Source organism: Ornithinibacillus bavariensis (assembly GCF_050433565.1).
Taxonomy (GTDB): domain Bacteria; phylum Bacillota; class Bacilli; order Bacillales; family Amphibacillaceae; genus Ornithinibacillus; species Ornithinibacillus bavariensis.
Genome location: NZ_JBNPWZ010000003.1, coordinates 60,094 through 76,227 on the forward strand (window position 1 = coordinate 60,094; position 16,134 = coordinate 76,227).

The following is a 16,134-nucleotide window of genomic DNA, read 5'->3' on the forward strand; positions in this document are numbered from 1 at the left end:
AAAAAGAAAAGGAAAAACTTATATAAGTTCTCCCATTTTCTATCTATTCTTCATTCATTTTTAGAACAGCCATAAATGCTTCCTGTGGTACTTCGACAGATCCAACCATTTTCATGCGCTTTTTACCTTCTTTTTGTTTCTCTAGTAATTTACGCTTACGCGATATGTCACCACCGTAGCACTTCGCTAAAACGTTTTTTCGCATTGCCTTGATTGTAGACCTGGCAACAATTTTATTTCCTATTGCCGCTTGGACTGGCACCTCGAATTGCTGTCTTGGAATGAGTTCTTTCAGCTTTTCTACGATCATCTTTCCTCTATCATAAGCAAAATCTTTATGTACGATAAAGGATAGTGCATCAATAGTCTCTCCATTAAGGAGAATATCCATTTTTACCAATTTTGATGGTTGATAACCAATCAATTCATAGTCAAATGAAGCATAGCCCTTCGTATTTGATTTCAATTGGTCAAAAAAGTCATAAACAATTTCTGACAGTGGAATATGATAAATGACATTAACGCGAACATCATCTAAATACTCCATGTCAATAAACTGACCACGTTTACGTTGTGAAATTTCCATCACTGCTCCAACATACTCATTTGGCACCATAATGGAAGCTTTCACATATGGCTCAAGGATTTCCTGAATCTTTTGCGGATCAGGCATCATTGACGGGTTATCAATTTTTAACATTTCACCATCTGTTTGCTCTACCTCATAAATTACACTCGGTGCAGTAGTGATTAAATCAATCTTAAATTCCCGTTCAATACGCTCCTGAATAATTTCCATATGTAATAAGCCTAAAAATCCACAACGGAAACCAAAACCTAACGCCTGAGAGGTTTCAGCTTCGTATTGAAGTGCAGAATCATTAAGTTCTAAGCGCTCCAACGCTTCACGAAGGTCATTATATTTATTAGAGTCTACTGGATATAGTCCGCAATATACCATCGGATTTAAGCGTCTGTACCCCGGAAGTGGTTCATCAGCTGGATTAGTTGATAATGTAATGGTATCCCCAACATGGGTATCACTAACGTTCTTAATCGATGCTGTTAAGTAACCAACATCCCCCACAGATAGCTCTTTAAGTGGCAAAGCCTTAGGTGTAAATACTCCGACCTCGTTCACTTCAAATTCCTTACCAGTTGCCATCATCTTAATCCGGTCGCCAACCTTAACAGAACCCTCTTTAACACATACATACGCTACTACGCCGCGATAAGAATCATATAAGGAATCAAAGATAAGCGCTTTTAAAGGTGCCTCTGGGTCCCCTTCTGGCGGCGGAACCGCTTCAGTAATACGCTCTAATATTTCCTCTATACCAATATTTGCTTTAGCAGAAGCTAAAATACAATCATCAGGATTTATTCCGATAACTTCTTCTAATTCTTTTTTTACACGCTCAGGATCAGCACTTGGCAAATCAATTTTATTAATAACCGGAATTATTTCTAGGTCATTATCTAATGCCAAGTAAACATTTGCTAATGTTTGTGCTTCGATTCCCTGTGCGGCATCTACTACTAAAATTGCCCCTTCACAGGCTGCTAAGCTTCTAGATACTTCATATGTAAAATCGACATGTCCTGGGGTATCTATTAAATGAAACGTAAAATCTTCTCCGCTCTTACTTGTATAATGTAATTGAACGGCATTTAATTTAATGGTAATACCACGTTCTCTTTCCAAATCCATCGCATCAAGAATTTGGTCCTTCATTTCCCGCTTGGTAACCGTCTGGGTATTTTCCAAAATTCGATCCGCTAGCGTTGACTTGCCGTGATCAATATGAGCAATAATAGAAAAGTTTCGCACATTTGCTTGTTTTCTCGCCATACTTGATGTTCACTCCTATTGCCTTTTACCTAATGTAAAAAACAAAAATTCGCCGTACTTTAATCCATAAAAATTGGAGAATAATACGATAATTGCTAGGATGATTATAGCAATTGCTATCTTTACTTTCAAGAAAGAGTTATTTAATTAATAGAAAGAGCTACTATCCAGTAAGATAATAGCCCTTAATTCAATATAATACACAACTTCGTTAACCCTAAAAGAACAGCTGTGAAATCGAATACAAAATTTCAACAATTGTATCATAGAAGCCTTTTACAATGGTCTCTAGAAAAGATGCAGTTTTCTGACTGAGATGATTATCATTGGACTCGGAAAGTTCTTGAGCAACGGTTTGTTGATTTACATTTTCTGTCTCACTTGGTTGTTTCGTTGATGTATGTCCCACTTCTTTAGCAGCTTCTTGAACTCCTGTTTTGACAGGCTGAACAGAGTCACCTGCTCCGGTATAATCAATGCCCACAATTGCTCCTATTAAAAAACACACTACCAGTAATAATGAGACAGATATAAATCTAAACATGAATACGAACCTCCCTTATTCCGAATTCACTTTCTCCGCATCCCAGTAGTATTCGCTAAACACATCTGCTAGCGCATCTGCTGAACGATATAATTCTTCTAGGCTATTATCGACTCCACCGATTTCTACTGTTAATGCATTTTCATGAAGATCTTGATTGAAGACCCCATCTGTTCCTGCACCTTTTTTAGGCGGTAAAACACCTCGACTTAATCCTGGATACTTTTTCTCCATAATTTTATAAAGTTTACTCGCTATTTCTAAATTCTTTTCATAATCCTTATTTTCCCCACCGATAACAAATGCTATCTTTGCATAAGACTCACCATTAATAACTTTCGTAGTTTCCTTTTTTCGCTGAGAGTCTCTATGAATGTCAAAGATATACTGAATATCTTTATTGCTGGCGAATGCCTCTTGAACATTACTGCGAATCGCATCATAGGATTGCCAATATTCCATTTTTTTCTCATCTAATAATTTCATTGTATCGGTTTTCTCTACCGTATTACCTATACCAAGGTTAGACAGCGCACTAGCAAATCGATCACTTACCTTCGTAACATTTACTTCACGATGCTGTGCATAATTAGGGTTTGTCACACCAGGTAAATGTGGTAAAAACGATTCATAATTATGTGTGTTATAAATGTAAACTACTTTCTTATCTCCAGTCGTTGGGTGCCCATCTGGAGCTTTTTCTGGCTTTTCATCATCGATGTCCTCATCGACAACTGCATCTCGATCTCGTAAAACCTCTTCAAGCGGTGGCGATGACTCCACTGGGAGATTCGTATAATTTGTTCCTTCCCCCGCTATAAAAATCTCACTATCATATATTGAGAAGCCTGGAAGCTCATTACCAAGAAGACTTCTTGGATCATCCGGTTTTATACTTGTTGCAATTTGGAAAATTGTCGATGATAGATTTGGTATCTCTGCTTCAGGTGGTACCGCTTCTTTAAACAAGCGATTCTCCATTCCAAATAAATATAAGAAGGTAGTTCCCTCAATTTCGCTTGTCCAGTTTGTCAATGTATTAGTAGGTATTTTTAGTGCGGGAGAAATGGTTGTAAATAATCCGATTAATGCAAATAAGCATAGTACACTAATTAAATATAAAATACTCTTTTTAACAACTTGAAATCGATTTGTAGTATTTGGACCAAGCATCATGTTCCACCTTCCTTGTTGGTCTATAGTTAAAATCTATGACGAAACAATGGAAGGTAGAACCAAAAACTCTCTTAAATTTATAGGAAATACTAGAATATAATTTATCGCGAGTAGGAAGCAAAGTTTGTTACATCAACAGCTTCATGTAATGCTGCATTTATACCATTTGCAATTAAATGAGACATATCAATCATAAAACCATCCACTTCCTTAGGAGTAACCATCATATTATAGCCGGATGGGGTAAGAACCTCAGAAATAAGACGACGCTTTTCTTCTTCTGAAAGGGTCCCAACAATTCCCAAAAACGTCTGTCGTTTATCTTGTTCTGGCAGATCCTCATCTGTATATTTCTTCCTACCAAAACTCATATTAGTTGGTGCCAGTGCTTTCGATGGACGATCCTTCTCACGCCACTCTCTACCGAAATGCTTTAAAATATAATCAATCGTGTCGCTTGTTATTGTGACAGCATCAACTACTGTGGGTACTCCTATAGCAATAACTGGAACCCCTAATGTTTCTTTACTTAATTCCTTTCGTTTATTTCCAACTCCTGAACCAGGATGGATTCCTGAATCGGATAGCTGAATGGTTTCATTAACACGTTCAATCGATCTTGAAGCAAGCGCATCAATGGCAATAACAAAATCCGGCTGAAACTTCTCTACTATTCCATATATAATATTACTTGTCTCAATCCCTGTTACCCCCATTACACCAGGTGTTACTGCCCCGACTGGACGATATCCTTCCGAGACGGATTCATGCTCCAGCCTGAATAAATGACTTGTTACAAGAACCTTTTCAATGGTCATAGGCCCTAGAGCATCAGGGGTAACATTCCAGTTACCAAGTCCTACTACAAGCCCTGTGCCATCTTTAGGAATATTGTTTTTTTCTAGAAGATTCTCTAGTTCGCGAGCCAATATTTTTGCCGCATTTTCTTGGCTCTTCGTGTCTTGCTTTTTAACTCCATCAGCATAAATAGTAATGTAGGAACCAGGTTTCTTCCCTAATAATTCTGCACCACTTGGATCAATATCCACATATGTTATTCTTATACCGTTTTCCTCACGATTTTTATGGTGAACACCGTTTATCTGGTCTGATTTTGCCTTTTCTTTTTCAACATACATATCTTTCGCTTCCACTGCTAAATCTGTACGAACCTGAAGTGTATAATCATTTTTCTCCATCAAAATTTCATCCTTTCAAAATATAACCATAATTGCTCATACTAGCTATAGCATTATCGTTCACAATTTCGCTTTAAAACATACAGGTAGGACAGAGACATAAAGATATTTATTGAAAACAGGCTCTAACTTTGGTAAAATGACTCTTGTTCAATATTTATGAACGCCGATGTGTTTTTAGGAGGTGAAACAATGGCTAATATTAAATCTTCAATTAAACGTGTTGATGTAAACAATAAAAAACGTGCGCAGAACCAATCTGATAAATCAGAAATGCGTTCACAAATAAAACTTGTTGAAAAATTTATTGAAGCAAACGATGTTGAAAATGCAAAAACTGCATTAACTGCTACAATCAAAAAAATTGATAAAGCAGTATCAAAAGGACTTATCCATAAAAACGCTGGAAATCGTCAAAAGGCTCGTTTAACTAAAAAAGTTAACGGTCTTGGTGCGTAATGTAATCTGGACATAAAAAAGAGGATGCTTGGAGGGATTAACCCAACCGAACATCCTCTTTTTTTTGAACGAGGTGATACAATAATAATTCAAATGCTATATCCTTTTCCATCCTTCCTTGTTTCATCATAGCGTCCGTTTCTGCTAGCTGGTCCATAATAAATTGTAGTCTATTAACCGTGAATTTCCCTTCTCTACTCTGTGCAACCTTTATTACATAAGGATGTACGCCTAATTGTTTTTGCATTTGTGCTTGGCTATATCCTTTTTGCTTTAATAGCTTAACACGAAAAATCGTTCGGAATTGAAATGCTAATAGGGCAATTAATGCTATTGGCTCTTCCTTCATTTTCTCTAAATCCTTGTATATTCGTATTGCCTTAGCTAAATCACCATCTATTACTGCGTCAACTAAACGAAGACCCGAACTGTTTACTGTATGGGATATTAGTTCTTCTGCAATTTCTTTTGTTACCGTTCCTCGTTCTCCAACATATAGGGCAAGCTTTTCCAATTCATTTTCAATAATATTCAAATCGGTCGAAAGCTCTCGTTCAATAACTTCAATCGCATCTTTTTCAACTTGGATAACTAGTTGCCTTGCCAAATTCATTATCCATTCTGCTAATTCATATTCCTTTACAGGATTACATTCTGCTACTAATGCTTTCTTTTTTAAAGCTTTTGTGACCTTTTTCCGTTCGTCGAGTTTTTCGTATGGTACAATAAGAACTAATGTAGAATAATCAACTGGCATTTCCAAATAATTCTCCAGATATTCTACTTGATGCTCAAAAGGAAGCTTGTCTGATTTCGCAGTTAAGAAATTTGCGTTCGTTGCGATAACTAATTTATGCTCTCCAAAAAAAGGATATGTCTCTGCATCCGCTACAACCTCTTGAATGGATGTTTCCAATAAATCATAAATCGCTATGTTCTCTTCATCTATATCTTTTTCCAATAAATCCTTAATTTTTTGGATAAAATAATTTTCAGTGCCATATAATAAAATGACTTCTGGAATATTTTTCTGCTTTATTTGTTTAATTGCTTCTCCATATGTATTAGCCATTGCTATTCACTCCATAAGATTATATACTTTATGGTAATGGCTATGGTTTCGAATAGCAAGAAAAACCTGAGAGGGAAATTTGGGATATAAATTTCCCTCCCTATCTATATAAACGTTTAACATAATGCCCTAGGAACATGATGTTAAACGATGTTTTTCTTTCATTTATAGCATGGCCTTCTACCCAAGAAGTATAGTTGTTAACTCTTTCTAATTTTGGGTATGCATACTGAAAAATGACTTTTTTGTATCATTTGTGGATTTTTTTATGTAATTAATTTATACTAAAGGGTGAAATGGGAGGGTTAGCTATGAATGAATTTGAAAAGGATCCACAATCTAAAAATAACGATGTTGTCGATTCCATCAAAGGGTTCGGGTTTTCTTTAATATTCTTTCTAATCATATTTTTTATTGGTGTAACCATAAGTGTAATTGGTTCCTAATACATAGTTTTACGAAACAAAAGAGACTTGGTTTGTTACCGGTCTCTTTTGTCTTTTATTGAATCCTTTTTATTCTATGGCTTGAACCGATAAAAGGTTCCTGTGTCTTCAGTAAATTGGTAAATAATCGCACCTTCTAAGTCTGTACGGAAAACATGAATATTTTCTTTTTCCAATAGTGATATAATTTCATTTGAAGGGTGACCATAGCGATTATTTTCACCCACTGAAATCAGGGCATATGTTGGGTTTATTGCGCTGATATAAAACGGGTCAGATGAGGTGTTACTGCCATGGTGAGCAATTTTTAAAACCTCTACCTTTAAATTGGGGTAGTTTCTGATTATTTCTCTTTCTACATCTTTATCAATATCACCAGTGAACAGCCAGCTTTTATTCCCAAGCTCCGTAAATATAACAAGCGAGTTTTCATTGGAGCCCTTTTTATCTACCCATGGCGAGAGAATTGTAAACGTACTTCCACTTAATTCAAAGGAGTTTCCTGCTTTTAATCGCAAAATATCTGTTCCATTCCGTTGCCATTTTTTTTCAGTGCCTTCTTCAATTTGATAATATTCACTGATCATAATCGTGTTTACATCAAAATCCTCTAAAAGATAGTTCACACTACCTGCGTGATCGATATCCTCGTGGCTAATAACGATACCATCAATTTCTCGAATTCCCTTATATTGTAAAAATGGTTTGATTATTCTCGTATAATTGGTTTTAGAGGGCTCCATTGTTTCAAAAGTAAAACCTGATCCAGCATCAACTATTAAAACCCCTTTTCGATAAGGTAGCTCAATAACAAATGCATCACCTTGCCCAATATCTAGCATGGTCACCGTTCCATAAGGGGATATATATGGACGGAATGCAACGAAAAATAATACAAGTGTAACAAATATTCCATATAAAAACGCGCGGCGATGGACCCCTTTTTGAACAAAATACATCATCATTAAGTATAATCCATAATATAAAACAACAAGAATGGCAGGAAAAGAACCTGACCACCAAGGAAAATAAGCTAACTGATTGACGACTTCAAGTGGTAACAAAAATAGATATTGGTGGATCATCGTAAATAACCAATCTAATGAAGTTGCTACGAAGGGTATAGGGGAAATTATCAATAAAATAAACATGAATGGTATGACAAAGAAGGAGAAATAAGGTACGACAATAACATTGAGTAGTATAGAAAGAGGATTAAACGCATAAAAATACATCAGCTGTAGTGGAACAATAATCATTTGTGAAACAAAACTAAGCCTTACCAACTGCATAAAAAGAGACTGATCCTTCCCAATCCATTTTCTTGAGAGGATAATACCGAAAGAGACTAGGAAAGAAAATTGAAAACCAACATGATAGATCCAATATTTATCCAACAGTAATAATATTAAAAATGTAATACTTATAATATCAGTTACTGAAAAACGAATCTTAATCTTTTGTATAATAACAACAAATAAAACCATTAACGTTGCTCTCCATACAGAAGGTTCCCCTCCTGCTAGTACAGCATAGATGGGCAAAAAAATGAATATCAAGAGCTGTGCTTTCTCCTTCGTTAGAACACTCAGCCTAAACGTCAAAAAGTAATAAAAACCAACTACTAAACCAATGTGTAATCCTGATATTGCTAATATATGGGATAAACCCCAGCTTTGAAAATGTTCCGTAGTCTCCTCAGGAATTTGACTATCATCACCTAAAACCAATGCAATAATCCACGCACTCGTCTTATCCGAATATGCTTCAGTTATATAATTCTTCAACTTTTCCCGTAAGGAATAAAGAAAAGTTTTACTAGCTTTTCCTTGGCAAATCATATCTTGACTAGAATTAATTTTCATTTCATACTGGATTCCATTTGCAGCGAGATATTTTTGATAATTAAATTGACCTGGATTAGTGCTCCCCACAGGAAGACTTACTTCCCCTGACAGATGGCATGAAGCACCAAGTTGTACATCGAAAAAGTCTGATTCATTTTCATTTTGCTTAAAATAAATAATTTTAATTAGTTGATTTGTTTTATCTTCACGAACATTAAATTGAATCACTTTTTCTGAATTTGATATTGGGGTAATTATTTGACCTGTAATACTCATTTCTAAGGGTTCAAAAGGAGATGAAACGATTTCAATCCGAGGAAAATAAACGGTAAAAAATAGAAATGCGGTTAGGGATAGGGTTAAAGGAATCTTCCCTAACCGCCTCGTAACATACAAATACAATAGCCATAGCAAAAGAACTATACTAAAAACAACGGAATCAAAAATCACAGTAAATGCACTAAATAGTACAGAAATTGAAGGTATATGCCAATAACCTTTCATACTTAATGATACCTTTTTATGATAAATGAAATAATTCTTGCGCTTTTTCCTTGAGGGCAGTAGCTTTTGAAGTCGTATCTGATTCCACTAGTTCTAGCAGTTCTTTTACAACCGATGATTTCTCTTTATAAAGCATATCTAAGGCAAGATAGTCTAACTCAACCTTTTCCGTTTCTACTCCTGCTTCCTTAAATAGCTGTACAGCATAAGGATGGTTTTTATAGTCCTCAGCATAATAAACCTTTTTAATGCCACTTTGAATAAGTTGCTTACAACATTGCAAGCAAGGAAAATGTGTTACATATATATCTGCATTTTCGGTAGGAACACCGAACTTAGCACATTGAAGGAGAGCATTAGCCTCGGCATGTACCGTCCTGACACAATGACCATCAATCACATAGCAGCCTTCATCCACGCAATGTACATCACCAGATACACTTCCATTGTAACCCCCAGCAATAATCCTTTTGTCACGAACGATGGTTGCTCCTACCATTAATCTTGTACAGGTACTACGTAACGAAAGTAAATGACTTTGTGCCATAAAATATTGATTCCATGAGATTCTTTCCATCATAAATTATCCCCTCTCTATTAAATCTAGTTTACCTTGCTTGGATTTAAATCGTCAATCTACTAAGGAATTTGAATTTCCTCCTTTAAAGCATCTAATGTTTTCTCACCAATACCAGAAACCTCTAATAAGTCTTCTACTTGCTTAAAATACCCAAATTCTTCTCGATATTGAATAATTGCCCTTGCTTTTGATGGACCTATTCCAGGTAATTGTTGTATTTCTTCTTCTGAAGCATAATTTATTCTTACTTTTCCTTGTTTTGACTGTTCAGAAGTACCATCCGATTCCATTTCCCCATGCTTTGGAACAATGATAATCATTTCATCTAAAACCTTTTGTGCCAAATTAATCATCTGCTGATCGGCATCTTTTGTAAATCCACCTGCAGCGTCAACAACATCTTTTACTCTGGCATCGGAAGGCATATCGTATACACCAGGTGACATAACCTCACCTTTAATGTCTACCATTAATTGGCTTTCGTTAGATTCCAAATTCGTTTCATTTGGCAAAGAAGTTTCCTGTTCTAATGGGGTAATTGTTGTGGATGGCTTTTCTCGATTAATCATAAAAAATAAGACAATTAAAGCAGTAATACCAATACCGATTGCAAACAGATTTTTACGAAGCAAATGTATCATTTTTATCACATCCCAGTTATCTAGTCCTATCATCATACCGAATGGAATAGATCCTGGCAAAAATACAAAAGGACGAGAAATGGCACTATCTCATCCTTTTTTGAGCTACTATAAAAATTCTCTCTGCTTCTTCTTCAGAAAAATCATTTTCAAAGATAAAGTCTCCGCAAATATCTAAAATTTCAAATCCGCATTTTTTTAATATTTCCTCATACACAGATATAGGAAAAGTTTGTTCGTGGTGTGTTTCATCAAAACGTTGATAACTACCCCCATTCGAACTAAAGAATGTGAGATCATGATACATCTCACCTTCCTCTTCTCCTTCATAACAGAACCATATATAAGCACCTTCATCTGTCACATCTGCAAAAGTTTTCCCTACTAGGTTCTCTTCTACATGTACTAGGGAATGAACATCAAAGACGAACAACCCGTTATCTCCTAGCAATTCAGCAATATTATTAAAAACGATTTGAATATCTGACTTGGAGGTTATATAGTTGATAACATCACAGTAGCTAATTGCAAGATCAAAGTTTGACAAGCCCTGTAGTTCCCTTAAATCTTGATGTATCCATTGTACCCTTTGATGATAATCACTTGCCTTTTGTTCGGCTATGGTTAACATATCCGTTGAAGCATCCACTCCAGTAATTTCGAAGCCTTTACTTTTTAGCTTTACGGTAATTTCACCTGTACCACAGCCAAGATCCACTATTCTTGGATTTTGCAATTGATAACGGCTAATGATTTTTTCGGTCAGTTCTACCCATTTATCATAAGGGGCAGCTGTCATAAATTGATCATATAGCCTTGCCATAAGTTGATACGTCATTCCTGCCCAACCTCAAGGGAAACAGTCTGGGCGTCTCCCCATAAGCGCTCAAGATTATAATACGCTCTTTCTTCCTTATGAAAAATGTGACAAACCACATCACCTAAATCAACAAGTACCCATCTAGCTTGCTCGAAACCTTCTAGACGTTTCACAGGAATATTATTTTCTTCCATCTTTTCTTTTACTTCTCTAGCAATAGACTGTACCTGACGCTCATTTGTACCATGACAAATAAGAAAGTAATCGGCTACTAATGAAACCTGTGCCAAATCAAGAGCAATAATATCCTCTGCTCTCTTATCATCGCACGCTTCTGCTGCTAGATTTAAAATATCCAACGAATTATAACTCAAATTTTTTCCCTCCATCTAAACGTTTCGTTAAATCATTATATGCATGAAATGTATCAGGATAAATACGACTTTTCTTCCCCATCAAAAATTGTATAGTATTCCGAGATACCATCCAAGTCGTTCGAATTAATTCTTTTTCTGCCATCTCCCGAACCTCATCAAGCCCTTCAAAGCTTCTACCAGGTTCAATATAATCCGCTACAAAAACAACCATTTCCATTTTAGACATATTTGCTCTTCCGGTCGTATGATAGTAAATGGCATTTTTAATATCTTGATCCTCAATACCATATTCCTGTTCAATCAAAAGTGAAGCTACTGGTCCATGCCACAACTCATGATGATATTCAAGTAGATCCTTTGGGAGAGAGCTAGCTTCAATTATTCTTGCCATCTCTTCCAGGGAACGGTACTTACAATAATCATGAAAAATTGCAGCGAGCTCCGCTTTTTCAACGGAAACATCATATTTACTAGCGAGCTTAACAGCGGTTTCGGCAACTCGTAAAGTGTGTTCGAATCTAGGTTTCGTTAAATAAGGTTCAATGATTGCAATTGCTTCATCTTTTTTCATAGAGACCATGCTCCTTAATATAATGATGTACAGAGCCCGGAACTAAGTACTTAATAGACTTCATTTCCTGTAGACGCCCTCGAATTAAACTAGAGGAAATATCGACCATTGGAATATCTACCTTTTTAACCGGATAATCCGTATCCATTGAGTAGCCAGAGCGTTTTACTCCTACAAAGTTCACTTGTTTGATTAACTCGTCAATCCTATACCAATTTGGTAGGTACTCGACCATGTCCGCTCCAATGATAAAATAAAAATCTACCTCTGGGTAAGCTTTTTTTAAATCGATAATGGTGTTAATGGTATAGGATTTTCCTGCTCTGTCAATTTCTATCGTATTCAAAGAAAATTTTTCGTTATCAGCAATTGCTAGTTTCAGCATGTCAATTCGATAATCTGCTTGTACAAATGCATCATGTTTGTGCGGTGGCTCGTACGTCGGAATAAACCAGACTTGGTCCAGTTTTAAGGCACAAAGTACTTCTTGAGCTATAATTAAATGTCCCATATGCGGCGGGTCAAATGTTCCACCTAAAATTCCGATCCGTTTCATCATGAACTCCTTTACTCATTTACGGCAGCTGTATTTGTTTATTTTCTTCTGATTCCTTATATAATACGATATTATTTCCGATAATTTGAACAATTTCAGCATGAGTTCCTTCTTGTAATTGCTCTGCGATCGCATCCTTATCTTCCATGCAATTCTGTAAGATACTTACTTTTATTAGCTCTCTTTTCTCCAATGCCTCATTGATTTGAACAATCATGTTGTCATTGACACCAATTTTCCCTACCTGAAAGATAGGTTTTAAATGGTGGGCTTTGGAACGTAGAAATCTTTTTTGTTTTCCTGTTAGCATCTGATCACCCTTCCAGTAAAAGTTTTAATTCACGATTCATATTTCCTAGACTTGGCCTTATACCTGTCCATATTTCAAAAGCATATTGTGCTTGATATAGTAGCATCGTATGTCCATGATGAATATTGGCACCTTTATCATTAGCTTCTTTTAAAAACTTGGTCCAAAATGGTTGATATATGATATCACTAACATTTACCTTTTTAGGTAAATGGTGAAGCTGTATGGGTACCATATCCTGATTCGGCAGCATTCCAACACTGGTTGTCTGCACAATCAGCGGATAGTTTCCGATGTGTTCTTCTGCTTGTTTTAAACCAATAACCTCAGTCGTTGTCGGTTTTTTTCGAAGTTTCGCTATAGCTTCCGCCTTTTCCTTCGTACGATTAGCGATATCAATGAACTGAAAACCGCATTGATTTAAAGCTACATAGATACCTCTTGCTGCACCACCAGCTCCAATGATAAGAATTTTAGACTTCTTTTTCTCCATAATCTCTGGAAAGGACGACTCTAAGGAGCGTACATACCCAATACCATCTGTATTATACCCAATTAAACGCCCTTCTACATTTATTACAGTATTTACTGAACCTATTTTAGCAGCATTTTCATCTAACTCGTCCAGGTAAGAAATTATTTTTTGCTTATATGGTACTGTTACATTAAACCCATCATAGCTGTGGATGATTCTTGTGATCTGCTGTTCAAACTCATCAGGAAGAACCTCTTCTATTCTATAGGTTCCTTCGATATTTGTTTGCTGCATAAACCTTTTGTGTATCCAAGGAGAAAGGGAGTGCTTAATCGGATAACCAATTAATCCAAGCCGAAGTTCCATTATACCCCTCCTTAGATTAACGATTTTCGTACAGAAACTGCTACTTCCTTTGGACTATGAACCACTATTGTTGTATTACTACCATTAACGGTTACCCAGCCTAAGCCTGGAAAGACAATATCGGTTTTCTCATTTTCTAGTTTAAATGACTGTTGAGTAAATGGCGGTAACGTTTGTAACGACTCTTCATCTGGAGGTGATAATAACTCGCCAAGATGATTATGATATAATTCATCTGCCTTTTCTAATTTCGTACGATGAATCGGCAGCTGATTTGCAAAGTAACAAACAAAGGATTGTCTCTCCCCTTTAATAAAATCAAGTCGGGCTAATCCACCAAAAAACAATGTCTGTTTGGCATTTAATTGATATACCCTAGGCTTTATTTCTTTCGTTGGTGTTATTATTTTTAAATCATGGTCAGAAATATAATGCGCCATTTGTTCTGAATTCACAATTCCTGGTGTATCAATTAACGATGTCTGATCATCTAAAGGAATTTCGATAAATCCTAGTGTTGTTCCTGGAAAATAGGATGTAGTTATTACATCACTTTCTCCAACAGTCTGCTTAATCAATCGATTTATGAACGTTGATTTACCAACATTCGTTGTTCCTACGATGTACACATCCTGTTTTTTACGGTAGGCGTCTATTTGCTCAGTTAACTCATCAATCCCATAGCCTTTGACTGACGAAATGAGAAATACATCTTCAACTTTAAGTCCAATATCTTTTGCAGATGTGCGCAACCATTGTATAAGTTTACGCTGGTTAGTAGACTTTGGCAATAAATCCATTTTATTACCAACTAAAATGATTGGATTGTTTCCAACAATTCTTGGTAAGCTTTTTATCATCGTCCCGTTCACATCAAAAATATCAATAATATGAACAACAAGACCTTTCTTTTCTCGAATGGAGCTAACCATTTTAAGAAAATCGTCGTCTTCAATGGATATGTCTTGTATTTCATTATAATGCTTTAACCTGAAGCACCGCTTACAAAGTATATTTTCTTTTTCCAATGATGATTTTGGTGTATATCCTAGGCCGTTTGGATCTTCTGTTTGAATTTCCACGCCACAACCCATGCAATGAATAACTTCCAAGCACTATTCCTCCCAACGTATCATGCCTTTTTTACGAAAATAATTCATGATTTTACGTTCTATTTTTCGGTTAAATTGCGTGATCTTTTCGTCTGTTTGTACAATCGGAACTACTAGAATGGTGTAAAGGCCTGCTGAATTACCACCTAGCACATCTGTTAGTAACTGGTCCCCAACTACAACAATTTCCTCTTTTTTCAGTTCCATTTGTCTTGAAGCTGTTTTAAATGCCCTTGATAATGGTTTTCTGGCACTAAATACAAACGGTGTTCCAAGAGGTTCTGAAAACATTTTAACTCTTTCTTCCTTATTATTGGAAATGATAGTTACTTTAATGCCATTATCCTTCATTTGTTTAAACCAATTTATAACTTCTGGAGTTGCCTCCTTCACATCCCAAGGAACTAGTGTATTATCTAGATCCGTAATGATACCTTTTATCCCTTTCTCTCTTAGGGTTAAAGGATCAATCTCGTAAATACTTTTAACATGTTCATTCGGTAAAAAACGTTTTAACAATTAACGACACCTCTCCAATGTATCAAATTACAACCTCGTTGTATGGAAAATCCTTTTCATTTGGTTTATCTGCCTATTTTCTTTCATTGGTATTTTTTATAACCGAACAGCATCTCTATTATATTAACCTATCTTATGTTTAAGAAATAGTATTTTCGGTTAATATGTTTAATAAGATTTCATAAGCGACTATTATACAAAATAGCATATTTATGCTGGATTAGATAGAAATATGTAGATTCAACATTTATATTGCAAAAATCGTTCGACAAATTCCTTCATAACTCGTCTTGTGGATAAGTATATTCACATTATCAACAGCATTATTTCAAGGTTTTTTACCATTAATTGCAAGTTATTCACAAGTTATCTACAATCACCTGTAGATAACTGACACCTTGTCCTAGCAACTATTTCGTGTTACGTTATAAATATCTTTAATCTAGTTCAGTGAAAAAAACAGTTCATTATAGGAGGGCTAAAATTTATGAAACATTTGTCAGATGAATTATTGATTGAATCGTACTATAAAGCAAATGAACTAAAACTAAGCCCTGATTTTGTTTCACTTATAAAAGCTGAAATATATCGCCGAGGTTTGAGTCACAAGATAAAGTATACAAGCTAACAGCATTCGACATACATCAAAAATTGCACGACACTATTTTAACTCTTACTATCTTATATGATAGTAAGAGTTTTTCTTTT

Annotated in this window: 19 protein-coding genes; 3 read left to right on the forward strand and 16 right to left on the reverse strand. The window is 35.7% G+C overall.

Going from position 1 to position 16,134, the window contains the following annotated elements; translation table 11 throughout:
* Positions 1–43: 43 nt before the first annotated feature.
* From lepA to gpr, 4 genes are all read right to left on the reverse strand, one after another.
* Positions 44–1,852, reverse strand: coding sequence for a translation elongation factor 4 (gene lepA / locus HNR27_RS07110; protein WP_212921080.1), 1,809 nt, complete (start codon positions 1,850–1,852; stop codon positions 44–46).
* 217 nt (positions 1,853–2,069) lie between these two features.
* Complete coding sequence (locus HNR27_RS07115; RefSeq protein ID WP_429339243.1) at positions 2,070–2,396, reverse strand: hypothetical protein; 327 nt, start codon at positions 2,394–2,396, stop codon at positions 2,070–2,072.
* Between the two features lie 15 nt (positions 2,397–2,411).
* Positions 2,412–3,569, reverse strand: coding sequence for a stage II sporulation protein P (gene spoIIP / locus HNR27_RS07120; RefSeq protein WP_429339497.1), 1,158 nt, complete (start codon positions 3,567–3,569; stop codon positions 2,412–2,414).
* Between the two features lie 104 nt (positions 3,570–3,673).
* The gene (gene gpr / locus HNR27_RS07125) at positions 3,674–4,771 is read right to left on the reverse strand and encodes a GPR endopeptidase (protein WP_212921082.1); all 1,098 of its coding nucleotides are present in this window, start codon (positions 4,769–4,771) and stop codon (positions 3,674–3,676) included.
* A 192-nt stretch (positions 4,772–4,963) separates the two neighbouring features.
* Here gpr and rpsT point away from each other — a divergent pair, with 192 nt between their 5' ends.
* Entirely contained in the window at positions 4,964–5,230 is a 267-nt protein-coding gene (gene rpsT, locus HNR27_RS07130; RefSeq protein WP_212921083.1) for a 30S ribosomal protein S20, read from the forward strand.
* 37 nt (positions 5,231–5,267) lie between these two features.
* Here rpsT and holA read toward each other — a convergent pair whose 3' ends face one another.
* Complete coding sequence (holA, locus tag HNR27_RS07135; protein WP_429339244.1) at positions 5,268–6,302, reverse strand: DNA polymerase III subunit delta; 1,035 nt, start codon at positions 6,300–6,302, stop codon at positions 5,268–5,270.
* A gap of 311 nt (positions 6,303–6,613) precedes the next feature.
* On the opposite strand from holA, the gene HNR27_RS07140 reads away from it, so the two are divergent.
* Complete coding sequence (locus HNR27_RS07140) at positions 6,614–6,748, forward strand: YqzM family protein (RefSeq protein WP_212921085.1); 135 nt, start codon at positions 6,614–6,616, stop codon at positions 6,746–6,748.
* Between the two features lie 74 nt (positions 6,749–6,822).
* Here the strand turns inward: HNR27_RS07140 and HNR27_RS07145 are convergent, their stop codons facing one another.
* From HNR27_RS07145 to HNR27_RS07195, 11 genes are all read right to left on the reverse strand, one after another.
* Positions 6,823–9,099 (reverse strand): DNA internalization-related competence protein ComEC/Rec2, encoded by a 2,277-nt coding sequence (locus tag HNR27_RS07145; protein ID WP_429339245.1) that lies wholly within the window; start codon positions 9,097–9,099, stop codon positions 6,823–6,825.
* Between the two features lie 16 nt (positions 9,100–9,115).
* Positions 9,116–9,676: a ComE operon protein 2 gene (locus HNR27_RS07150; RefSeq protein WP_429339498.1), complete on the reverse strand. Its 561-nt coding sequence runs from the start codon at positions 9,674–9,676 to the stop codon at positions 9,116–9,118.
* A 62-nt stretch (positions 9,677–9,738) separates the two neighbouring features.
* Positions 9,739–10,320 (reverse strand): helix-hairpin-helix domain-containing protein, encoded by a 582-nt coding sequence (locus HNR27_RS07155; RefSeq protein WP_429339246.1) that lies wholly within the window; start codon positions 10,318–10,320, stop codon positions 9,739–9,741.
* 85 nt (positions 10,321–10,405) lie between these two features.
* Positions 10,406–11,158, reverse strand: coding sequence for a class I SAM-dependent DNA methyltransferase (locus tag HNR27_RS07160; RefSeq protein WP_429339247.1), 753 nt, complete (start codon positions 11,156–11,158; stop codon positions 10,406–10,408).
* Complete coding sequence (gene rsfS / locus HNR27_RS07165; RefSeq protein ID WP_244853564.1) at positions 11,155–11,514, reverse strand: ribosome silencing factor; 360 nt, start codon at positions 11,512–11,514, stop codon at positions 11,155–11,157. Before rsfS ends, HNR27_RS07160 begins: the two co-directional genes overlap by 4 nt.
* Complete coding sequence (gene yqeK, locus HNR27_RS07170; RefSeq protein WP_429339248.1) at positions 11,504–12,088, reverse strand: bis(5'-nucleosyl)-tetraphosphatase (symmetrical) YqeK; 585 nt, start codon at positions 12,086–12,088, stop codon at positions 11,504–11,506. The genes rsfS and yqeK overlap by 11 nt, the downstream gene beginning before the upstream one ends.
* Positions 12,075–12,644: a nicotinate-nucleotide adenylyltransferase gene (locus HNR27_RS07175; RefSeq protein ID WP_429339499.1), complete on the reverse strand. Its 570-nt coding sequence runs from the start codon at positions 12,642–12,644 to the stop codon at positions 12,075–12,077. Before HNR27_RS07175 ends, yqeK begins: the two co-directional genes overlap by 14 nt.
* Before the next feature lie 19 nt (positions 12,645–12,663).
* Entirely contained in the window at positions 12,664–12,954 is a 291-nt protein-coding gene (yhbY, locus tag HNR27_RS07180; RefSeq protein ID WP_429339249.1) for a ribosome assembly RNA-binding protein YhbY, read from the reverse strand.
* A 4-nt stretch (positions 12,955–12,958) separates the two neighbouring features.
* On the reverse strand, positions 12,959–13,795 hold the full coding sequence (aroE, locus tag HNR27_RS07185) for a shikimate dehydrogenase (protein ID WP_429339250.1): 837 nt from the start codon (positions 13,793–13,795) through the stop codon (positions 12,959–12,961).
* An 11-nt stretch (positions 13,796–13,806) separates the two neighbouring features.
* Positions 13,807–14,907, reverse strand: coding sequence for a ribosome biogenesis GTPase YqeH (yqeH, locus tag HNR27_RS07190; RefSeq protein ID WP_429339251.1), 1,101 nt, complete (start codon positions 14,905–14,907; stop codon positions 13,807–13,809).
* A gap of 3 nt (positions 14,908–14,910) precedes the next feature.
* Entirely contained in the window at positions 14,911–15,426 is a 516-nt protein-coding gene (locus HNR27_RS07195; protein WP_429339252.1) for a YqeG family HAD IIIA-type phosphatase, read from the reverse strand.
* A 487-nt stretch (positions 15,427–15,913) separates the two neighbouring features.
* Here HNR27_RS07195 and sda point away from each other — a divergent pair, with 487 nt between their 5' ends.
* On the forward strand, positions 15,914–16,054 hold the full coding sequence (sda, locus tag HNR27_RS07200) for a sporulation histidine kinase inhibitor Sda (protein ID WP_212921095.1): 141 nt from the start codon (positions 15,914–15,916) through the stop codon (positions 16,052–16,054).
* Positions 16,055–16,134 lie beyond the last annotated feature (80 nt).